The 23,482-nt window shown below is 42.7% G+C and carries 12 protein-coding genes and 4 tRNA genes; 5 read left to right on the top strand and 11 right to left on the bottom strand.

Translation table 11 applies throughout. The annotated features are described in order from the left end of the window. Positions 1–134 precede the first annotated feature (134 nt). Genes L2748_RS17895 through L2748_RS17885 form a run of 3 tightly spaced genes read right to left on the bottom strand, consistent with a single transcriptional unit; the run spans position 135 to position 4,993 of the window. A complete protein-coding gene (locus L2748_RS17895; protein ID WP_220781539.1) occupies positions 135–3,233 on the bottom strand; it encodes a multidrug efflux RND transporter permease subunit in 3,099 nt (1,032 codons plus the stop codon). Positions 3,234–3,247: 14 nt separating this feature from the next. Next, on the bottom strand, positions 3,248–4,366 hold the full coding sequence (locus L2748_RS17890) for an efflux RND transporter periplasmic adaptor subunit (protein ID WP_220781540.1): 1,119 nt from the start codon (positions 4,364–4,366) through the stop codon (positions 3,248–3,250). Positions 4,367–4,381: 15 nt separating this feature from the next. After that, positions 4,382–4,993: a TetR/AcrR family transcriptional regulator gene (locus tag L2748_RS17885; RefSeq protein ID WP_220781541.1), complete on the bottom strand. Its 612-nt coding sequence runs from the start codon at positions 4,991–4,993 to the stop codon at positions 4,382–4,384. A gap of 207 nt (positions 4,994–5,200) precedes the next feature. Here L2748_RS17885 and rep point away from each other — a divergent pair, with 207 nt between their 5' ends. Then, on the top strand, positions 5,201–7,216 hold the full coding sequence (gene rep, locus L2748_RS17880) for a DNA helicase Rep (protein ID WP_220781542.1): 2,016 nt from the start codon (positions 5,201–5,203) through the stop codon (positions 7,214–7,216). A gap of 30 nt (positions 7,217–7,246) precedes the next feature. Here rep and L2748_RS17875 read toward each other — a convergent pair whose 3' ends face one another. Beyond that, complete coding sequence (locus L2748_RS17875; protein ID WP_220781543.1) at positions 7,247–9,886, bottom strand: bifunctional diguanylate cyclase/phosphodiesterase; 2,640 nt, start codon at positions 9,884–9,886, stop codon at positions 7,247–7,249. A gap of 228 nt (positions 9,887–10,114) precedes the next feature. Between L2748_RS17875 and L2748_RS17870 the strand changes: the two genes are divergently transcribed. The 4 genes from L2748_RS17870 (at position 10,115) to L2748_RS17855 (ending at position 10,548) form a co-directional block, all read left to right on the top strand. Next, positions 10,115–10,191: transfer RNA gene (locus tag L2748_RS17870), tRNA-Arg, on the top strand. 37 nt (positions 10,192–10,228) lie between these two features. Beyond that, positions 10,229–10,304: transfer RNA gene (locus tag L2748_RS17865), tRNA-His, on the top strand. Between the two features lie 32 nt (positions 10,305–10,336). After that, a tRNA-Pro gene (locus L2748_RS17860) sits at positions 10,337–10,413 on the top strand. A gap of 58 nt (positions 10,414–10,471) precedes the next feature. Further along, a tRNA-Pro gene (locus L2748_RS17855) sits at positions 10,472–10,548 on the top strand. A gap of 359 nt (positions 10,549–10,907) precedes the next feature. Here the strand turns inward: L2748_RS17855 and L2748_RS17850 are convergent. From L2748_RS17850 to L2748_RS17820, 7 genes are all read right to left on the bottom strand, one after another. Beyond that, positions 10,908–12,827, bottom strand: a complete 1,920-nt coding sequence (locus L2748_RS17850) for a bifunctional diguanylate cyclase/phosphodiesterase (RefSeq protein ID WP_220781544.1) — start codon at positions 12,825–12,827, stop codon at positions 10,908–10,910. Between the two features lie 8 nt (positions 12,828–12,835). Next, a complete protein-coding gene (locus tag L2748_RS17845) occupies positions 12,836–13,543 on the bottom strand; it encodes a transglutaminase-like cysteine peptidase (RefSeq protein ID WP_220781545.1) in 708 nt (235 codons plus the stop codon). A gap of 18 nt (positions 13,544–13,561) precedes the next feature. Beyond that, positions 13,562–14,167 carry an OmpA family protein gene (locus L2748_RS17840; RefSeq protein ID WP_220781546.1) on the bottom strand — a complete coding sequence of 202 codons (606 nt, stop codon included), beginning with the start codon at positions 14,165–14,167 and terminating at the stop codon, positions 13,562–13,564. After that, positions 14,164–15,579, bottom strand: coding sequence for a TolC family outer membrane protein (locus L2748_RS17835; RefSeq protein ID WP_220781547.1), 1,416 nt, complete (start codon positions 15,577–15,579; stop codon positions 14,164–14,166). Before L2748_RS17835 ends, L2748_RS17840 begins: the two co-directional genes overlap by 4 nt. 29 nt (positions 15,580–15,608) lie before the next feature. Then, positions 15,609–16,991, bottom strand: a complete 1,383-nt coding sequence (locus L2748_RS17830; protein ID WP_220781548.1) for an HlyD family type I secretion periplasmic adaptor subunit — start codon at positions 16,989–16,991, stop codon at positions 15,609–15,611. After that, on the bottom strand, positions 16,988–19,165 hold the full coding sequence (locus L2748_RS17825; protein WP_220781549.1) for a type I secretion system permease/ATPase: 2,178 nt from the start codon (positions 19,163–19,165) through the stop codon (positions 16,988–16,990). Before L2748_RS17825 ends, L2748_RS17830 begins: the two co-directional genes overlap by 4 nt. 94 nt (positions 19,166–19,259) lie before the next feature. Further along, a partial coding sequence (locus L2748_RS17820; protein WP_276521626.1) for a type I secretion C-terminal target domain-containing protein occupies positions 19,260–23,482 on the bottom strand: 4,223 nt, incomplete at its 5' end.

Below are 23,482 nucleotides of genomic sequence, written 5' to 3'. Positions count from 1 at the left end.
TGTGTATGTTTTGATTGTACCTTAGGCTATCAGTATTGCCAAAATAATCACCATTGAGTGTGAATCAAAGCTCGATAAACCAATGCATAATAAAAAAGCCTGCATTACTGCAGGCTTTTGTTTTGGTTTACAAGTTAAGCGTGGGAAGCTTTGTTCTCTTGCGTATTTAATGTTTCATCAAATACTGGTAGAGGTTCATGTTTTTCTGCCAAGTAGGTATAAATTACTGGTAGAACGAACAGGGTAAATACGGTACCAATAGCAAGACCTGACACAATCACAAGGCCAATATTAAAGCGGGCAACAGCACCTGCACCTGAAGCAAACAATAGTGGGATTAGACCCGCTATCATCGCCGCAGTGGTCATTAAGATTGGACGTAAGCGAATCGTCGCAGCATGCTTAATGGCGTCCATTTTACTCAAGGCATTATGCAGTTGCTCTTCTTTGGCTACTTCACACATTAAGATACCGTGCTTAGTGATAAGACCTACCAAGGTAATCAAGCCGACCTGGGTGTAGATGTTCATTGACGATAGACCGAACACATGAGTCCAACCTAAGGCAACTAGAGAACCGCTTATCGCTAAAGGCACCGATACCAAGATAACCAAAGGATCCTTAAGGCTTTCAAATTGACTTGCTAGTACCAAGAAGATGATTGCTAACGCTAATGCAAAGGTCGCATACAGTGCCGAACCTTCAGTCACGTATTGACGCGCTTCACCTAAGAAGTCATAGCTGTAACCTTTTGGTAATTCGTTATCACCAATGTTCTTAAGGAAGGCAATTGCATCACCAATAGCAACACCTGGCGCTGCAACCCCACCTACGGTAATTGCATTCATCTGGTTGAAGTGTGGCAATGAGCGTGGCTCTGAGATGATCTCTACATCCACTAAACTCGACAGTGGGATTGAACGACCGTCAGCTGCGGTGAGGTAATAACCCGCTAGCGCTTCAGGGTTAGCACGCAATGCTCGTTCCACTTGTGGGATCACCTCATACGAGCGACCGTCTAAGTTGATACGGTTGACGTAACCATCACTCATCATGGTGGTAAGGGTTAGACCGATATCTTGCATGGTGATGCCGTAGGCACCGGCAACGTCACGCTTAATATGGATCTTCATTGAACCTGAGTCGAACTTTAAGTTCACCTCTGAGTATACAAACAGCGGACTTTGCTGCACTTTTTCAAGTACGCCTGAACCAATTTGGAATAAGCTCTCAAATGAACTTGAGCTAGTGATAACAAACTGGATAGGTAGACCACTTGAAGCGCCCGGTAGCTCAGGCATTTGGAAGGTGGTTACTGCCATGCCTGGTACGTTTTTCACTTCTTTACCAAAGAACTCCTGCATCTGCTTTTGGCTCTTGTCGCGTTCGCTCCAAGGCACTAGTGGCGCAATACCAAAGGCTTGGTTGGCGTTAGGTACACCGACGAATGCTAAAGATGCTGCAGCTTCTGGTTGAGCGCTGATCATGTCGGTGACTAATGTCATATTAGCTTGCACATAATCTAGGTTAGCGCTCGATGGTGCAGTACCCATCATCATCACCACGCTCTTATCTTCATTCGGCGCCAGTTCTGACGGAATAAAGCTAAATAAGATAGGTAAAGATGCAAATACGATAAACGCAAAGCCAATCACCACTGGGCGCTTATCAAGCACAGCGGTTAGCATGCGGTTATAGCGACTTGTTAATCCGTTTAAGAAGTTCTCAACCCCGCGCTCAAAACGGTTTGGCTCTGAGTGTGCTTTAAGGATTTTTGAGCACATCATAGGTGACAAGGTCAGTGCCACAATACCAGAGATAAATACGGCTCCCGCAAGGGTTAAGGCAAACTCTTTAAACAGTGAACCTGTGATACCCCCCATCAGTGCAATCGGCGCATATACAGCCGCTAGCGTGATAGTCATTGAAATCACGGGTACCGCGATTTCACGGGTACCGATAATCGCCGCTCTAAATGGCGTTTCACCTAGCTTGATATGTCTGTCGACGTTTTCCACCACCACGATGGCGTCATCCACCACCAAACCAATGGCAAGTACCATTGCCAGTAGTGTCATCAGATTAAGGGTAAAACCGAACATCTGCATGATAACTGCCACACCAATCAGCGACAGTGGAATAGTCACAATTGGAATGATGACCGCACGGAACGAACCTAAGAATAGAGTGATAACCACGATAACGATTAATGCTGCTTCGCCAATGGTCTTGATAACTTCATTGATTGATTCATCAATTGCCAGTGATGAGTCATAGAGCACACGAGCCTTCATTGAGATAGGCAAGTTACGCTCAATTTGCGGCATCATGGCTCTTGCATCTGCTGCTACAACCAGTGGGTTTGCTGTTGGCGTCACATCTAGGCCCACGACAACGGCCTCTTGGCCGTCAGCTAAGGCGCGGTATACATCATGGCTTTTCTCAAGGTTTACTGTCGCAATATCACCTAGACGAATAACTAAGCCATTTTTACTGCCAATAACCAGTTTCTTCAGCTCGTCAACGGTGGCAACTTGAGTATCAGCTGTGCCATTTAACAGCGTAAAGGTGTTGTTGGTTTGTCCCACTGCAGACTGGTAGTTATTTGTCTGGAGGACGTTCATCACGTCTGTTGCAGATAGATTAAACGCGCCCATACGAGCCGGATCTAACCATATACGCATGGCGTATTTAATACCGCCGTAGAGGTTAACTTTGGCAACACCGTCAATAGTGAATAGCTCTGGCTTTACCACACGCTCTAAATAATCGGTGATCTGGCTTGAGTTGATTTGGTCACTGTAAAACGAGATGTAAAGGGCAGATGTTTGCGCACCTGTCGACATCTCAACGGTTGGATCTTCTGCCTCTTTTGGCAGTTGAGAGCGTACCGAGTTTACCTTAGCTAGAATATCGGCTAAGGCACCATTGGGATCGGTATTGAGCTTCATATACACAGAGATTTTAGAGCTACCTAAAAAACTATCAGACGTCATAAAGTCAACGTTGTCAGCTTGAGCTAGGGCTTGCTCTAAAGGCTGAGTAATAAATCCTTGAATTAAGTTTGAATCGGCGCCGTAGTAACTGGTGGTGACAGTGACAACGGTGTTAGTCATCTCTGGATATTCACGTACTTGCATGCTTTTAAGCGAATAAAAGCCCAGTAGTAAAATCAGAAAGCTAATTGAGGCCGCAAGTACCGGCCTGCGGATAAATATATCAGTAAAGCGCATTGCCTAACCTCCGCTTACAGCTGTGGCAATGTGGCTGGAGGGGTTAATGCATCATCCTCAGTCACTTTGACTTTACTATTGTTACTTAAGCGAACTTGACCTGAGGTCACGACGCTATCGCCGGCTTTAATACTACCGCTGATCAAGGCGTTAATGTCGTCACGTTCAAGTACTTTGACATTCACTTGCTTAACGCGCTTAACTTGCTCGCCATTTTCTGTTTTTTCTTCGATTAGATAAACAGAGTCGCCGTAAAGGGTGAAGCTAATGGCTGTTTGTGGCAGTACCACTTGCTGAGTCAGTTCAGGTAATTGAATGTCCACTTTGGCGAACATACCACTACGCAATTTAGCATCGCTATTAGGTATTTGGGCTTGCACTTGGATTAGACCACTTTGATAAAATACCGCCGGCTCGATAGCTGAAATCACCCCTTCAAACGGTTCAGTAGGGTAAGCATCAACATACACATGCACGGTTTGCCCTGTAGCGATACGCGATAGCTGAGTTTGCGGAATGGTAAAGCGGATTTTCATAGTGCTGATATCTTCAAGGCGCACGATGTCAGTACCGGTTTGCAGGTATTCACCCAAGTTAACGTTACGAATACCAACTAAGCCTGCAAAAGGTGCTTTGATTTCGCGGCGATCAATGGTGGCACTTAAGCTTTCAATATCAGCCATTAATGCTAGGTACTTAGATTGGCTGTTATCAAGGTCTTGTTTTGATACTGAGTTTTGCTTGTAGAGTTTACTTAGACGCTTAAAGTCAGCTTCGGCAGCGGGTAGCTGTACTTGTTTACTCTTTAAGTTAGCCTTTTCTACTTTCGAATCAATTTCAACTAGCATCTGGCCGGCGGTTACCGGACTACCGTTTTCAAATTTGATTGCTGATACCACACCAGAAAGTTCGTTGGCGATTGTGACGCCTTGATTAGGCTCGACAAATCCGATGGCATTAATCGTTGGCTGCCATGTGCCTTCTTGCACATTGATAGCAGTAACAGGCGCTACCGCTTCAGGCATATTGGCAATTGCATCGGCAATTTTTCCTTTAATAAAAAGATTAAAACCAATGACTGAGCCGAAGGCCAGTACAGCAATGATGATCATCACCAGGGTCCACTTTTTCATGTCCTGATAACTCCTTTAGTTTGTCGGTGTGGTTGGGATTAAAATCGCTCGCCAGCATAGATCGCAAGCGAGCGTGATATCTTTTTGGTCATACTGAATGAGGCCGCGTCGTATTGCTCTGGCCATTGCCATAGAGGGCTCCATAGCGATGGCGTATAGTGCACGCGGATGCAGTGGTTGAATAACGCCTTGCTCTAAACCTTCTTCAAACAGACGATGCAAAGGTTCAAACAACTTCATTTCGAGGGCACGGATCTCTTCAGTATTACTTTCAGGTAGGTGAGCGTATTGCTCATAACTCAAATTGGTTGGTGAGGCTTGCTTGCCATATTCATGCATTTTCATCCAGATACGTTTGAAGCGTTCTTCAAGTGTACCGATTTGATGATCTTGTAATATTGCGGCTGCAACTTGAGACAGCACATCTTTTCTGAGTTCTAAGATCAGCTCATTTTTATCTTTGAAATAGCGATAAATAGTGCCTGCGGCAACGCCAGCTTCGTTAGCAACTTGCTGCATAGATAGGCCTTGAATACCGCCGGTGGAGATGATTTTTTCTGCTGCGCGCAATATAAGATTTCGTTTGCTGTGCATAATAACAACTATAATGAGTGAACGTTCATTCATTATTCTAGTAAGCCTTTTAAATAATCGCAAGTAATAATAAGAACAAAATTAGTACAGCACCGCTTAAGTTAATGACTTGATTAGTGATAAATGTAGTAATAAATTTAAGCAGTGCAGATATTGTCGATAACTTTTCCGTTCGCATCGGCGTTTCTGCTATCATTCGTCTTTTAATGCCTTCCTCAATATCTTGGTTTTAACGTATCCATGAAGCTCAATCCCGGACAAAATGATGCCGTTCACTATGTAAGCGGCCCTTGCTTAGTACTTGCGGGTGCTGGCAGTGGTAAGACCCGAGTAATTATTAATAAGATTGCTTACTTGGTGGAAAAGTGTGGCTATAAAGCCCGCAATATTGCTGCGGTAACCTTCACTAACAAAGCAGCACGCGAGATGAAAGAGCGTGTTTCGCAGTCTATGGGGCGTAAAGAAGCGCGTGGATTATGGATCTCCACTTTCCATACGTTAGGGCTTGAGATCATTAAGCGTGAGCATAAGGTTGTTGGCTTAAAGCCTGGTTTTTCACTGTTTGATGACCAAGATACTTTTGCATTGCTAAAAGAGCTAACTGAAGTCGAGTTGGATGAAGATAAAGATCTGCTCAAGTTATTAGCTAGTACCATTTCCAATTGGAAAGGTGATTTAGTGATCCCGGAGCAAGCGCGAAAAATTGCTAAGGATGAGCAGCAACAGTTATTTGCATTGCTTTATCAGCGTTATGCCCAACATATGAAGGCTTATAACGCACTCGATTTTGATGACTTGATTTTAATGCCGACATTATTGCTGAGGCATAATGAAGAGGTGAGAACCCGCTGGCAAACCCGTATTCAATATATGCTGGTGGATGAGTATCAAGATACCAACACTAGTCAATATGAGATGGTGAAGTTGCTGGTGGGTGAGCGTGCTCGCTTTACCGTGGTAGGTGATGATGACCAGTCTATTTACTCATGGCGTGGCGCTAAACCGCAAAACCTAGTGCTACTGGGTAAAGATTTTCCTAAGTTAAAACTGATTAAACTGGAGCAGAACTATCGTTCCAGTCAGCGTATTTTGCGCGCTGCCAACATTTTGATTGCCAATAACCCGCATGTGTATGAGAAAGCGCTATTCAGTGAGTTGGCTTATGGTGAACCTATTCGTGTGCTCATTGCGGCTAATGAAGAGCAAGAAGCGGAGCGAGTGATTGCGGAAATGATCCGCCATAAATTCGTCGGCCGTACTAGCTATGGTGATTACGCGATTTTGTATCGTGGTAACCATCAGTCACGCTTGCTTGAACGTGCACTAATGACTAACCGCATTCCCTATAAGCTCAGCGGTGGTACGTCTTTCTTTGGTCGTGCTGAAATTAAAGACATCATGGCTTATTTGCGTTTAATCGTGAATCCGGATGATGACAATGCCTTTTTACGTATTGTGAACCTACCAAAGCGTGGTATTGGCCCTGCAACACTTGAACGTTTGGGCAATTTTGCTAACCAAAAGCAAATTTCCATGTTTGCCGCCATCTTTGAGGCTGACTTAAATCACGAGCTGCCGCCTGCGGCGATGTCGAGCTTGTATCACTTCGGTCGCTTTGTGGTTGAAACCGGTGATTTAGCTGAGCGTGGCGATCCTGTTGATGCAGTTAAGCAGCTCATTCGTAAAATTAATTACGAAGATTACCTATACGAAACTAGCACTAGTGCTAAAGCGGCTGAAATGCGCATGAAGAACATTTCAGAGCTATACCGTTGGGTCACTGAAATGCTGCAAGGTGACGACTTAGATGAGGGCATGACGCTGCCTGAAGTGGTGACTCGTTTAACGTTGCGCGACATGATGGAGCGTAATAGTGAAGACGAGGGCGGCGATCAGGTGCAGCTAATGACCTTACACGCTTCTAAAGGTTTGGAGTTCCCGTATGTGTTTATGGTGGGCGCAGAAGAACGCATTTTGCCGCATCAAAGCAGTATTGATGAAGACAACGTCGATGAAGAGCGCCGCTTAGCTTACGTAGGGATTACTCGAGCACAAAAAGAATTGTGGTTTGTGATTTGTCGCGAACGTCGTCAGTTTGGTGAAACTATTCGTTGTGAGCCAAGTCGCTTCTTGATGGAATTGCCGCAAGATGACTTAATCTGGGAAAACCGTAAGCCAGTGCAAACGGCTGAGCAGATGCAGCAATCAGGTAAATCGAATATCGCTAACTTAAGAGATATGTTTAAGAATAAGTAGTGTGCTTGACCGAGAGTGTGCATAGCACTGTTATGCACACTCTTGGTCAGTGACGTTATCTGTTTTGGCTTCGGCCGGGCACTCAATAACCTCGCCTAAAACAACTCCTTGCCCCACCTGAAAGCCGATGTTTTTCAGAACTTGTTGCTGCTGTGAGGTATTTACTCCAACAGCAAACACTGCGATTTCCATTGCTTGGGCTGCACTAAAATAAGCTTTCACAAGCTTTAGATGTTGACTGTTCTCTAGATGGCTGCAATAGCTTGGATCGAGTTTTAATGCATCGACGGGTAAAAATGTCAGGCTGCTAATTGCGCTGTGAGCACTACCGTAACCTTCAATTCCTAGCTTCACATTCAGTGGACTTAAGCTTTCAAAAGCGCAAATATGATTATTGGTATTTTGGACAAAGGCTTTTTCATCGAAGAATAAAGTGACTTTACTCCTATCAACATCAAACTGTTTCAGTCTATTTTTAAGGGCGCGTAGTGCATACTTGTGATTAAGGTGTTGACTAGAAATCGATAAATGCAGTTTTAGAGCATCATCATAAACGTCTTGGAATGTATCAAAACTACCATTAACCATGTCGAGCATATAATTATCCAGTTCAATAATCATGTTGCAATGTTCGGCAATATTATTTAATTGATTCTGCTTAATCTTCCCCAAAGTTGGATGATGCCAGAATAATCTTGGTTCCAGACCAACCACCTTGTTAGTACTTAACCCCATAATTGGTAAGTAACTCACTTGTAGTTGCTTATTACTCATTGCTGACTTGAGCTCGTTCTCAAGTTTGATATCAGTGATTTGCTGCTTATTAACGTTATTATTGAAAATAACAAAGCAACCTTTCCCTTGAGACTTGGCTTGATACATTGCTGTATCTGCATCACGTAAAATAGATTCGCTAGTGTCGGACCTGTTCTGGTCGCTCATCGAAATCCCGATACTGCCACTGGAATTAAATTTCTGATTGACGAGTTGATAAGGTTTAGATAGCTCGGCTAAAACTCTTTCGGCAACGTCTTCAGCATCCTGAGAGCCACTAATAGAATCGAGAAGAATGACAAATTCATCTCCGCCGAGTCTTGCAAGCATGTCGTTACTGCGTATACATAGCTTTAGGCGTTTGGCTGTTTCAATAAGAAACCTGTCACCTTCTAAGTGACCTAAGGTATCGTTGAGGAGCTTAAAGCGATCCATATCAATAAACAGTACGGCGAATCGATTTAATGTATGTCGGCGAACGTGCTTTATCGCTTGGGTTAGGCGCTCCATAAACATAGAGCGGTTAGGTAAACCAGTTAAATTATCGTGTTTAGCATCATGGACCAATTGGCGTTCAATTCGTTTACGTTGGCTGATCTCTTTTTCTAAATCATTATTAGCATCTGCTAATGCCTGGGTCCGTTGATTAACTTTATCTTCTAGTTGCTCATAACTCAGTTTGAGAGACTCAGCGGAGAGTTTTTTCTCAATTGCTGTGGCTATGTGCTGTGAAACAAAAGTGAGTAGTTCAAGATCTTTCTCTTGGTAGTTTTGGCTAAAGCTATAGCTATATATAGTCAATGCACCGCTAACTTGACCGTGGATAAATAATGGCACGGCAATCCACTGATTGATCTCTTTAGTGTCGTTAAGCTCTGGCGCCGCCTTGTAGAGCTCGCCAGATGCGATAAGCGCGTTAATATCGGCTTTTTCAAGTAATCTAGGCTTATGGTTAAGCAAAATATATTCGGTAAGACCATCGCTCAATGGTCTCGACTTTGGTGGCTCTAGATCAAACTGAGACACGAAGTAAGGGAAGGTTAGTGTGTTTCTTTGTTCGTTTAACAGTGAAATAAAGCAGTTGTTCACTGGCAAAAGGTGGCTAATCACCCGGTGGATCTCACTATAAAACTGTTGATTGTCGATATTAGAGTTAGCTAGGTCTGCAATTTCAAACAACGACTTTTGTAGGCGTTCGGCGCGGCGACGTTCATAAACTTCTTGTTTTAGCTTGTTATAGGCGATGCTGAGCTCTTTAGTTCGAGTATCAATCGCTTGCTCTAACTGCTCTTGGTTATCTAAACGTTGAATAACGCCTGAGATATGGTGGCTAATAAAATTCATCAGCTCTATTTCTATTTCTGAATAAACAACATTAGGGCTGTAGCTCTGGAAAACTAGAACACCTATTGTTTGATCAGCACTTTTTATGGGCGTACCTATCCATTGATGACAGGTGCTACCACGTAAAGCGATAGCTTTTGATTTGGCGAGTTGTTGATAGAGCTCGTCATTACAGATCAATGTTTGTTCTGTTCTGAGTACGTAACCGGTTAACCCACTGTATAAGGTTTCAGATAAATCTTCATCAGGGTAGCAATCGTCCGGGTGAGCGTCTTTCTCGTCTAGGAAAAATGGGACTTCAAGCTTGCCGTTGGTGGAGTTTATAGTTGCAATAAAAAAGTTGTCGGCAGGGATCAGTTCATTAACTGATTTATGCAAAGATGAATAGAACTCTTTTGGCGTGGTCACGCTCGCCGCAAAGTTAGATATCTCTAACAAAGCGTTTTGAGTGATTTCGGCGCGTTTATACTTAAGAGCTAGTGCTTTTAAGCGAGCAATCCTTTTATGTAGCCTCAGTGTATGTTTTGACTGAGATGTTTCTTCCCTAAACATGCTGTTCCGTCAATCGCTATTATTTTAATTTGATTAGGATTTGGACTAATCCCTATTGATAACATGAATTCTTAGCTCATCCAAGTCATTATTTTGACGCGTTACGATAAAAAAATGCACAAATGACTCAAATCTTGAGCGAACGCACGTAAAATCACGAAAAAAAGCAAAACAAGTGTAGACGGCGAGGCGATTTGGACCTATTATGTGCCCCGCTAACAAGGCAAGGCACCCATAGCTCAGCTGGATAGAGCGCACCCCTCCGGAGGGTGAGGCCGAGGGTTCGAATCCTTCTGGGTGCACCAGAATGGAAACGAGGCTTGTTAGTAGGAAATATCAGTGGTGATTGTAGCTCAGTTGGTAGAGTCCCGGATTGTGATTCCGGTTGTCGTGGGTTCGAACCCCATCAGTCACCCCATTTTCCTAACGCTTTAAATGTTGTAAAAGACTCGGTGATTAGCGCAGCCCGGTAGCGCATCTGGTTTGGGACCAGAGGGTCAGAGGTTCGAATCCTCTATCACCGACCACATTTATAAATAGCGAGTTTACTCGATATTTAGCAAGTTAAGTAAGACAAAAGATTTTCGGTGATTAGCGCAGCCCGGTAGCGCATCTGGTTTGGGACCAGAGGGTCAGAGGTTCGAATCCTCTATCACCGACCACTTTTACATGAAGCCTCTAGAGAAATTTAGAGGCTTTTTTGTATCTGTCATATATCGCTACGGATTCGAATCCTCACTCTTTTGTCATGCGACCACTTTTATATTAAGCCTTTCGAGAAATCGAGAGGCTTTTTTTGTTTCTATTTGCTGCAAAAAGAGCTGGAATTCTTATTCTTTCGTTCATGCAAGCATTTTCACATGAAGTCTTTTGAGAAGTTGAGAAGTTGAGAAGTTGAGAGGTTTTAGGTTTATCTTGAGCAGAAAAAGAGAGATGACTTTGTGAAACACTCTTGGTATGAAGCGTTAAATTTTGTCTAGGGAATAAAAAAGGCCTCTTGGAGGCCTTTGTATGTTTTTAATTAGTCTATTGCGATAGGAGGCGAGATATAGCCCATATACGCATTTGTTTTTAATGGGATAAAGCGTTCAAGCTGTTCTTCTTCCTCTATACCAGTGACGATAACTTCAATATCCAAGCCTTTGGCAACATTAATAAGTGCGCGACAAAGCTCACTGCTGTGCTCGCTTTCATCATAATAAGCAAAAGATTGATCGAGTTTGACGTAACGAGGACGTAAATCTTGAAGGTAGGACATCGATCCAAATTGGCGACCAAAGTGGTCGATGCCAAAGTGTGCCCCATTGTCACGGATAATTGTACAAAGCGCTTCACAGGCCTCAGGGTTACTATAAATGGCTGCTTCTGGTATATCGAAACAAATACGTGAACTTAATGGAGATGCGCGCAAAAACTTATTAAGCCATTGATGGAATTCAATATCACCCATACTTTGGAAAGTTAAGTTAATTGCAATTGGTTCGAAGTTCTTTTCCAATAGTTTTTTACTATGAACAGCTTCAATGAGACTTTTGTCCAATTGGGTTCCCAAAGACAGTAGTTCTACATAGGGCATAAACTGACCTGCTTGAACCATTTTCTGGTTAATTTCCAGTTGGCAGTATAGCTCTCGTTGTAAGACGGACTCGGTTTCGTTTAATAAAACAGGTTGCCATTTAAACTTAAACTGACCATCGCTAATTGCGCTGTTTAAATGATCACGCCATTGTTCACGAGTAAATAATTGCTTTTCGTTGGTTTCGAACCAATGGAAAACTTGATTGTCCTGTAGCGCTTTTTGTAGGGCGTTATCTGATTGAGCAAGAATATCAGTTACTGACATTTGGCCTATACGCTCGGCGATGCCTATGGCGAAGTCTTCATTAGGCTTACAACCTGCTTTAGATACCTCTTGGTTGATAGTGCGGATAAGCGTTTGTAAATATTTACTGGTTTGCTCATGCTCTGAGCTATCAATTAAAAAGGCAAATTCGTAGGCTGCGATACGTGCTATTACTGAAGGAGTTACACCATCCAAATGTTGCTTCATCTTTTCTGATAGCAAGCGAATGGTTTCATCACGGACTTGATAACCATATTTACTATGGACTTCTTCAAGCCAGTTAAACTTCGCCATCATCAATGCACCACTTTTCGGCTCACTTAGCCAGCTGTTTAATTGCCCCATCATATACTGGCGATTTGGGAGTCCAGATACTTGATCTATCAAGTTTTTCTTTCTTAGTTCTCCAACCTCTTCATCTAAAGAGCTAAAAATTTGTTTAAGCTGATCTGACATGCTGTTAAAAGCTTGAACAACAGATTTTAATTCAGCGGTTCTAGGCAGTGTTAAATCTGGTCCAAATTTACGATTAGCGATATCTTTAGCATGCTCAGCAATATTGTGAAGTGGTCTTAATATCCAAGTTAAACCAATACGTGCAGAGATGATTGCGATTAAAAATAGAATGGAAAATACGATTGTCGCATTTGTCATTGTGCGCCAAAGTTCATGGTAACCAAACCCTGGGTGAGCAACAATTTCTAGACGTGCTAATTGGATCCAACCCGACGTAATGATGCTTTCTCGTTTGATTGTTTTGAAGAGGTCTAAATCGATAAACCACTGCGGTACACCATCAATTGTTATGGGGTTTTGCCAAACTTGTTGTTTGCCATCCACTAACCAAGTGAGTTTGACCTCTTGGTAATATCCACCTTCAAAAATGACGTTAATCAGTGTTTCTGCACCAACAATATCCCCCGCTTCTAGATCGGGGACTAACATAATACCTAATGAGTGGCTGGTATTATTGAGATCGGATTCCATTTGTTTGGTCAAAAAGCTTTGTGTTTCGGTAAACTGCACATAGCTTAAGCTGGTCACAACTAACAAAAATAGTACAAATAGTAGTGTGTATATCTGTCGAAACAGGGTCATCTTATTTACTACTCCAGTTTGATTTTGGGTTGGTTGAGTCTTTCAACTCCCAAGCGGTGTTGTAGGTCATTCCATTTCGCCAGCTTAGATGAAGAGCCAGCTAGAACACCTCGTCCTTTTTCTTTATTTAACCATAGCTGTCGACCATTAAAGCTATATACAGGTAATAGGTCTGTTCTCTGGGTTGCTGGTTTTATTTGTTTATCAAGATTGTCTAAAACGAGAGGAATAGAAGAGGGGGTTTCATAATAAGCGAGCACCATATGGTATTGGTTTACTGTGGTTGCTTTAACCATAGTAATTCGCAGCTTATCTTCTGAAACACCGAGTTGAAGTAGAGTAAAGTATTTGGCGATTGAAAAATCTTCACAGTCACCACCACTGACTCCTATAAACTCCATGGGCGTAGCCCAGTAGTTCTTATTTCCCCAAAGTTTTATATCATCGACAAAATGAAACAGATTAAAAAAATTATTAACCATCAAAATTTTGTCGCTATCTTGTAAGTCCTTTGCTTCATCTAGAATTTTAAACCAAGCTCTGATTCGCTTACCCGCGCGTTCACCATACTGTGACTCTATTGTTTGGGTAATATGGATTGAATCTAGCTCTTTTTTGGGAGCGGCATAAAGACAAAAAACAGACAGCCCTAATACCGTCAATTTAAATTGGCAGACTTTTCGTATATTTTTTAATGGATAAAGCCTGCCAATCATGATGCTTAGTTACAACTCCTAGTTAACTTCTTCGTCGACGGTATAGATGTGCCATTTCATGTCCGCTGTGGTGTCATCTCCTGTCAACTCCGCAATTACTCGACGATTAACTTTGTGCGCCGCAGCTGTATGTGTAGGGTCAATAGGGCGGTCGAAGCTATAACCTACAGCACTTAGTCTATTAGATTCAATACCAAAGCGTTCAGTCAATAGAGCACTCACAGCATTAGCTCTATTCTGAGAGAGCTTTTGGTTGTGTTCATGAGAGCCGGTTTTGCTACAGTGGCCTTCAATCACAGCCTGAGTATTTGGGAATTCACGCATGAATGTCGCGATGACTTCAACTTGTGGATAATACTCTGGTGCAATGTAAAAAGAGTCATTGGCGAACAAAACCTTAAGCTCTTGACGCTCATTGATAGGTTTTATTTTTCCACAGCCATAATTGTCGATAGTGGCACCTAGTGCTGTATCGGTACAGCGCTCTCGTGCAACAATCACCCCATCATGATCTATATCGCTGAGATCGTTCACTTGGACAGTAGGCTCATCCATAGTGGCTATATCACGCATTGAGCAACCACTTAATGTCATGATACCCAATAGAATTAATAAGATTTTCATTGTGGGACTCCTCCCTCATAGTCTCGCTCGCCTTGCCAAACATCGGGTCTGGTTACACGTAAGGAATCAAGTAATTGTCCTGTGGCATTTAACACTCTGTATTGAGCAATGATTTCATCGTATTCAGATTCTAAATAATCTTTTCGTGCTTCAAATAGTTCATTCTCGGTATCGAGTAAATCTAATAAGCTTCGTTGACCTAGATTAAACTGCTGGCTATAAGCAACCTGAGTGTCTTTGGCTGCAATAACATGGTCACGTATATACATCTTTTGTGGTGTAAGCAGCTCGTAGGCATTCCAAGCTAAGTTTGCTCCTTCAACGACTTGCCTGTGTGCGCTTTGACGGATTTCTTTGGCTTCACCAACTTTGTAGGCGGCTTCTTTTTCTCTAGCGAGATCTCGACCACCTGAAAATAGGTTGTACTTTACTCGTACCATGGCAACGAGGTCATTGCTGTGCCCACCGACATTGTTGCTAGCTATAGCTGAGTATCCATCTTCACCATCAAGATCATTATTCCAGTTACCTTCAAGTTCCAAGCTGAGCTTAGGGTAATAATTGGATTGTGCAGAGTCTCGCTCATTTTTTGCGGCGTAAATATCACTCGCTGCAGACTTGAGAATAGGATGATTGTCTTGAGCCATAATGATGCTAGTCCCTAGATCTGCAGGAAGCATGTCAGCATCAGGTACTGGCACAATCATATCTTCAGGTTCTTGCTCAACGATTCTAACAAATTGGGATTTAGCATCGTAAAAGTTATTACGCGCTGAAATGACGTTAGCATTTGCACGAGCTAAACGGCCGGTAATTTGAGATAAATCTGCAGTAGAGCCTAAGCCTGAATCTGTACGTTGCTTGATTTGGCTGTAGATCTCTTTATGACTTTCGAGATTTTTCTCTGCAAGTGTTAGTACTTGCTCGCTGCGAATATAATTGATGTAAACTTTAGCTACATCGAGTGCCATGTCTTCTGCTGCGGCAAATAGTGCCCATTGCTCGGCACTGGCTTCAAAGCTGTAACGGTCAACTTCACTGCTGGTATAAAAGCCATCGAAAAGCATTTGTTTAATACTGAAACCTGCTTCACCTCGTTCCAGTTCGATCACGCCATCATCATCGACACTGCCTTGCCCTGCTCGTCTACGAGTTGATGGGCTGTTGGTCTGCTCCCAGCCATAACCAGCGCTTATGTCAACTGTCGGCATATAGCCAGCAACAGCTTGACTGACCTGCTCTTCACGTGTTTTAAATCGATTAAATGCAATCCGAATCTCTGGATTGGTATCAAGTGTATGCGCTACTGCTTGCTCAAGTGTTTGGCTGTACGCTGACGTTGGAACTATCAGTGTGCTAACGGCAAGTGCTAAAGCACCGCGTTTTAGCTGCCGGATTGTACTGTTATCCATATAGACCCCTCCTGGTTACCTTATAGGGCTTAGCGCTCTCTGAGCGCAGTGTCTTTAGCCCGTAATATTGGATTAAGTATGTACTCTAAAACAGATCTTTGCCCTGTTATTACATCAACCGAGGTAAGCATGCCTGGTATGATGGGCATTTTAGTACCGTCATCTTTTGTTAAACTTGAAAATTCAGTTCTTACTTTTACGATATAAAAGCTGTTGCCTTCTTCATCTTGTGTAGTATCAGCACTTATATGTTCTACAACACCTTTTAAGCCCCCGTAACGGGTGAAGTCATAGGCGGTAATCTTCACTACAGCGGGTAACCCTGGATGTAAAAAAGCGATATCTTTAGGAATAATCTTAGTTTCTATTAGTAGCTTGTCTTCAGAAGGCACAATCTCAATAATATCGACCCCAGGCTGAACAACGCCGCCTAAGGTATTTATATGTACGCTTTTTACTGTGCCGTTTACAGGTGAAATAATCTCCGCTTTGCTAACTTTATCTTGTGCACCTACTTGTGCTTCATTCATACGAGAGAGCTTTGTTTGCATTTCATTAAGCTGGGCTCGGCTGTCTGCGGCGTAAATGAGTACAGATTCTCGGCGTTTTAAAATCGCTTCGTCCATGGTCGATTTAACTTTAGGACGTAATAAACGAAGTGAGGCTAACTCGCCTTGAATATCGTTTACAACACGTTGAAGTTTTAATAATTCAACTTCAGGAACAATACCTTTCTCTGCTAAGGGGCGAGTGAGTTCAAGTTCTCTAGAGACTAACTGGAAACTGGTTGTAAGTGTTTTGATCTTGGAAGCTAGTTCTTGGATCTCTTGATTACGTTGCTGAATTTGTCGCGCTTGGATCTCTAGTTGGTTACTTAGATTATCGAGCCTACCGACATATTCTTCACGTTGACGGCGGGTAAGTTCTGCTTCTGTTTCTTCAAGGGGGGCTGGAAACACTAATGTTTGAGGAGATATTTTTACTTGCTCGCGCCAATCATTATTGATCCCTGAGATCGTGATGCTATTAAGTTCGGTTTTTAGGCGGATAACATTGGCAAGTAGACTGTTAACTTCTTGCTCTTGCTGAGCAAAGTCTGATTGAAATCGTGTGGCATCAATACGAGCTAATGGCTGTCCTTTGGTGACAATAAGCCCTTCTTGAACGTACATGTCTTGCAAAATACCGCCGTCTAAACTTTGAATCACTTGCACCTGAGATGAAGGAATAACCTTACCCATGCCCGTTGTTACTTGATCAAGTTCAGCAAAATAAGCCCAGGTGATAAAAGTCACAACTAAAGCGGATAATGCCCAAATAGTGAGTCTGTGACTCGTTGGTGCATCCGTCATCATGGCACCATATACGTCATCGACCATTTCTAGATCGTTTGTAGTTAGGTGCTTACTCATTTCTTTGCCGCTCCTGCTAAAAGTCCATCATTTAGCTTTTTGAGTACTTCTGTTTTAGGGGCATCAGCAACAATGTGACCACGGTCGAGTACTATAATGCGGTCAACGAGATTAAGTAAATGCATCTTATGGGTGATAAGTAATAGCGTTCTATCTTTACTAACGTTATGCATAGCATGGATAAATTGCTTTTCTGCACGGGCATCTAAGCTTGCAGTTGGTTCATCCATAAGTAAAACTGGAGGATCGTTTAATGTTGCTCGAGCTAGCGCAATTGTTTGTCGTTGGCCGCGTGATAGCTCGCGCCCCCCTTCACCGACTTGTTGATCTAAGCCTTCGGATTCTAAATTTGTGAACAGGTTGATCCCCGATAACTGTACCGCTCGAATAAGCTGGTGCTCAGTAACTTGGCGTGTACCAAATAAAATGTTGTCACGAATAGTGCCATGAAAGAGTGTTATATCTTGTGGTAAGTAGCCGAAGTTCCGTCTTAAATCACTTGGGTGGATTTGCTCTGAGTCAAGACCATCATAAGTCAGGCTGCCCTTTGTTGGCTTAAATAGTCCAACCAAAAGCTTAGCTAAAGTACTCTTTCCCGAACCGTTACGGCCAATAATTGCTATTCGCTCTCCAGGAGCGATATTAATTGATAAAGGGTGCAAAATCGGGCGCTCTGCACCTGGGTAGCTAAAGCCCATATGATGAGCGCTTATTTGCCCCATTAGTCGCTGTCGACTTACCAAGTGGCCTTTGTTTTCAAATTCATCTTCTTGAGTCATGAGTTCATCTAATTGGCGTAATGCGCTAGCGGTTTGATTGCCGCGAGTCATTAAACCTGCTAATTGCGCCATAGGAGAAATCGCTCGGCTAGAAAGAATAACTGCTGCAATAATTCCACCCATTGATATTTCATTTTCTGCGACTCGATAGACACCTAAAATAACCACAAAAATAACCGACGTTTGCACGACAAAAGTTGCCATATTTGTCACCGATGTGGTGATTTTTTTCGATTTAAGCTGCCAATTTGCAGTATGGCCAATCATTTGTTGCCAACTTTTTTGCACTAGCCCTTCAGCACCACTGGACTTAATTGACTCAATGGAGGCTAACGATTCAATTAAATGACCGTGCTTAAGCCCAGAGAATTTGTTACTTTCATCAATAGCAGTTTTTAGTTTTGGCTGCATAATCAAGGTGTAACCAATAATAATTATGCCGCCTAAGAGAGGGATGATGGCAAGGTCGCCAGCAACAATATAGATAATAGTTAAAAAGAAAAATGCAAAAGGAAGGTCAACTAAAGTGGTGATTGTGGCCGAAGTGAGAATATCGCGAATACTGTCAAATTCCCCGAGTTGCTTTGCCATGCCACCAACGCTTGGGGATCGCTTTTCTAGAGGAATGCCTATTGCTTTGGCGAAAAGCTTAGAAGATACAATAATATCAACTTTTTTCCCTGCAACATCTATCAAGTAGCTTCTTAATTGGCGAAGTATTAAGTCAAATATGTAGGCAATACCGGCACCAATGGCTAGTACCCATAAAGAGTCAAAAGCGAGATTAGGAACAACCTTGTCATACACATTCATAATGAATAGTGGTGAAACTAAGGCAAATAAGTTGACGAGTACTGATGCGATTAATGCATCTCTATAAATAGGTGCGGAATCTTTTACGGTTTGCCATAGCCAGTGAGATTTGTTGTCATGAAGATGGACATCCAATCCCATATCTCCACGATACTCTTGTTTAACTAAGAACAAGTAGCCAACGTAAAGTGCTTCAAGTTCTTCTATTGATAAAACTTCTTTACCTCCCGTTTCAGGGAGCTGAATAACTGCACGATCTTTATCAATATCAAGTTCACGCAAAAGGCAGGCTTTCTTGTCTTTTAATAATAAAATGCAAGGCAGCATGATATCTGATATCTCGTTTAATCCTTTACGAGATAACTTGGCGGCTAAGCCTGCTCGGCTAGCAGCCTGAGGTAATAACTCTGGCGTTAATACGTGTCCCTGCATTGGCAGTCCTGCCGCTAGAGAGTCACTAGAGCAAGGGCTACCGAAATGCTCGGTAAGTAAAACTAAACTGTCTAACAGGGGGTCGACAATGACTCGTTGTGAAGCCGAAATCGCCCATTGCTCAGTATTCTTAGGATCTGATGCAGACACTATAGGAAGTTATCCTTAAGATTTTGTTATTATTTATTATTGAAGTATCGGACAAAGTGACCTGTTTTGCCACAGGTCACTTGTATCTTCTTTGTTATGGTATGTTTGTTCCATTTTGATTTATTAGTTCATCAAGTGGGGCCGGCGTGTTAACGGCCTGAACTAGAGGTTCTCCAGAGGAGTTGCTCACAATAAGAGCACCATCACCATTACTTCCAAGTAAACCAGAAATGATATCGGATTCATCGCTACCAAATTGGGCAAACAGATCAACACCATCTAGAATGATGTGTTGATCGAAACTACCGTTTTGGTCTGTATCAATATTAATACTGGTTGAGCCGTTTACATCGGTAAACTCTATGAATGGTAGTAGCTCACTTACTGAGTCACCTTGCAAAATATCGCTCAAGTCGAGTTTGTCTTCTGCTAAGTTGAAGTCAGTAATATGATCGGTCATGTCAGAGCCATCAACAGAGGTTGCTGTCCAGATGAATGTATCGGCATCTGCGCCACCCGTTAAGGTGTCATCACCCAAACCACCAATTAAGGTATCTGAACCATCTCCACCAATAAGCAGGTCGTTAGCACCCTGGCCAAATAGAATGTCATTACCTTCACCTCCGCTTAAGGTATCTTCACCATCATTAGCATTGGAGATATCAAACATTTCTGGGTTCGCTGTAATGAAAGCGTGAATATCTTGAACAGATACATTGGCTTCATTTGTATAGGTTTCTTGGGCTACGAGTGCTTGTAATGCAGTGAAGCCTTGACCATCAATACCTGCAAACTGGGTCAAATCACCAAAAATAATGTCGTTACCTTGAGCGCCGTTTGATTGGTCATCACCTGGAATTAAATTGGTTTCTGAGCCCAAAATTACGCTAGATAAGTTGTTGACATCGACTTTAGCTCTAACAAGACCGTCACTGTCGTAAGCGGTTAAGTCAGAGCTGTTTAATGTATTGTGAACTCCTACAGCTTCTACTTCTGAAACAGCATTTAATAAGCTAAATGCATTGCTGACATTTCCGCCTTCATTATCCTTACCATCTGTAATGAAGTAGGTTAGATTGTTACCTTGGTTATTTGTAACTAACTCACTGGAAAACCAGTTGGTTGCTTCATTGAAGGCATCGAAATAGTCTGTTCTTCCGCCGCTAGTAATATCGTTCCAAGCATCGACACTATTATTGACCAAAGCATCAATATCCAACTCGTTAATATTGAGTGATATGCTTGTAGTTGCGCTACCAGAGAAGTCGATAACGGCTATATTTACAGTACCCGAATATTGACCGGAGGCAGAAGCTTGCAGGACTTTAAAAACTTCTATTAACTGTGCTTTTGCTGTGGTAACGGCTTCGCCACCCATACTGCCAGATGAGTCTAATATAAAGGCGATATTATAGTTTTCACCCTGAACAATCTGGATGCCTGATGTGTCACTAACAATGATATCGTGACTATCTGTGCCATCAATATTATTGTTGCCATTAGTACCAGTATCAAAGTTATGGTCACGTAGTGATACATCTAAAGTAATCGTTGAGGTAGCGTTGTCATTATTGCTAGATTCGGTACTGGTTACACGAATATCAAGCGCAAACTCTTTATCACCAGTGTAACCCTCTTCAACTCTTATTTTTAAGTCGTTCAACTCTTGCGGAGTAACAGACCAAGTGCCATTATCTAAGTAATTACCTGCAGATAGGTAAGCTCCCTCGGGTAATCCTTCGATGGTAATATCTGATAGTGTTTCACTGCCGTCTAAATCAACAAGAGAAGCTTCTATATCAAGTGCAATTTCTTGGGTTTGTACTTGAGTTAGCGTACCGTCTGGGTTGACGGTATAGATCCCATCAGCAAACACTAAGCGTTCAACTTCATACAAATGATCGCCAGCATCGAGTGCTGCAGCGTTAACTGAACTGGCATCTCTATTTAGACTGTCATTGATTAATATGTATGGGGTAACTGAATGATCGTCATGATAAGTAATGGTGTATTCGGCAAAGTTTCCTTGGTAAACCGCAGTATCTACACCGTCTCCGCCATAAATAGAATCATTTTGGCCGCCACCGAAGAATATGTCATTACCTGCATTGCCATGCAGAGTGTCAATCTGATTGCCACCAACTAAGATATCATTGCCTGAGTTGCCATTAAGGGAGTTACCAAGAACTTCAGATCCTTGCAGATAAGTGTTTGCCTCTGTTGCGACTAGATTTCGCCCTGACATGAAATCTTCAACGTCAATATCAAAGATCTTATCACCTGAGGATACTGTACCTGTTGGTAGTTGATTATTGATAATGGTATCAACCCACTCAATATTACCCGTCTGTGTAGTGAGTGTTGGCTGATCTGCTCTAGCATCAATATTAATCGTAAATGAGGAACTGTCACTTGTGGAGGTTCCATCGGTTACGACGAATTCAAACTCGGCTAGTGCGGAGCCTTTGTTGCCTATGCCTGTTGCTAATCCATCGCCATCAGCTTGATTTTCAGCAGGTGAAAAGCGTACCTGATTTGCATCAAACATTGCAGCTGTAAGCAGCACTTGTGTTGTCACTGCAACCCAAGAGCTGCCATTAAAGTACTCGAGTATGCCATTTTGACTATTGGGTAACTGACTGACTTGTATAGTTAGTTCTGATTTCGAGTTGTCTTGATCAGTTATTGAGAAGTCTTTCCACTCTAATATGATTGCAGTATCTTCAATGCCGCTTACTTGTCCGTCAGATGTCGTTGGGACATCATTTTTCCCTATAATATTAATAGTGACAGTTGCAGTATCCGTTGCACCATGTTCATCTGTAATTGTATAGGTAAACGTATCCGTAGCTTGCTCACCAGCTAAGAGGTGCTCAAAAGCTCCATTAGTATCATAGCTGTAAGTACCATTAGCATAAATGACTAATTTTGCGCCGCTATCAAGTATTATTTCATTGCCAACAGGAAGCGAATTTCCGTTGACTGCGGTGATCTCAAATGAATCAGCGTGCTCATGTGAATGTCCTGTTTCAGAATGGTCTGAGTCAGTGTCATTGGCTAATAAACCTGCTTCAATGGTTGATGCAGAGAGTATTTCTCCTTCATTAACGACTAATGCATTTCCACCTAATTCAGGACCAGATACCATTATTGAGGTTAAAAAGTAATCTGACGAGTCCCCACCAGGATTAGTTTCAGACTCCTCATTTACGGCGTAGGTCGCTTCAAATACTAGAGTGTCAAAGACAAATTTACCGGTATCAATTGTGAACTCGCCTTTATTATCAGTTTCAGTTCTGAAAGTATCCATTGCAACAAGTTGACCTTGGTAGTATGCCTTCCAAACTCCTTGCTCACCATTTTCTTCACTTGAAAACATATTGCTGACGTTAAAGGTCGCTGTGTTGACTAAACCACTAAACTCAAATATTAAGGCTTCTGACTCACCTGTTTCAGCATTGAATTCAATTTGCTCTTCTACCCCTCCAGAGCTTCTAGGCGAGCCAGATACACCCAGCTTACCGTCTCCACGACCATTGTAATTAACCGTGCCAACACTACCATCTGCGTTTCTAGCACTAATAGTGAATAGTGGGTTTGCAACGCTACCATTTTCAGTTCCCCAGTTATTCTCAGAACTTGCACTTGCGCTAAATGAATTACCTTGTGCATCATCATTCGCATCGACGGTTGCTATTGTTGCAATGTCACTGCCAGGTGCTGAGTCATTTCCTTCCATGTCACTCTGTATGGCACTGACAGATATTGATTCACCAGCTGCTGGTGTCGTCTCTGTCCAAGTGATAGTGCCATTATCGTAACTAAAAGGGCTCGTTGCAGTGTTTGAAGAGCCGTTAACTATCAGTTCTCCTGTTCCACTGAGGCTGAGAGTTACGTCTGATAACTGAGTACCATTCGTGATAGTTAGCGTAACAGTTCCGCCTAGCAGTAACTCTGAATGATCAACATTGACTTGTAGTTGAATACCGTTACCGCCAGACGCAATTTCGTCTGCATTTAGCCAGCCGTCATTTATATGCCCTTGGGCACCAACCACTGCATTGTCATCTAGGATTATGACAGTTGGTGCATTTGGCGCGGTTTCATCGGCAACCGTTGCGGTGTCTTTCCCTTGTGCCGAGGTGTTGTTGTCGGCATCGGTTTGGGTGGCGGTGACAGTGATGCTGTCACCTTCAGCAGGCGCGGTTTCAGTCCAGCTGATCACACCGTTGGCATAGGTGTAGTTACCAAAGGTAAGGTTGCCGCTGCCATCATTAGTGAAGTCAGAGAAGCTCAGCTCAATTGCTGCGCCGCCGT

This window comes from Shewanella sairae, assembly GCF_023283535.1.
Taxonomy (GTDB): domain Bacteria; phylum Pseudomonadota; class Gammaproteobacteria; order Enterobacterales; family Shewanellaceae; genus Shewanella; species Shewanella sairae.
The sequence above is the reverse complement of the archived record's forward strand: the minus strand, read 5'-3'. Positions and strand labels throughout refer to the sequence as shown.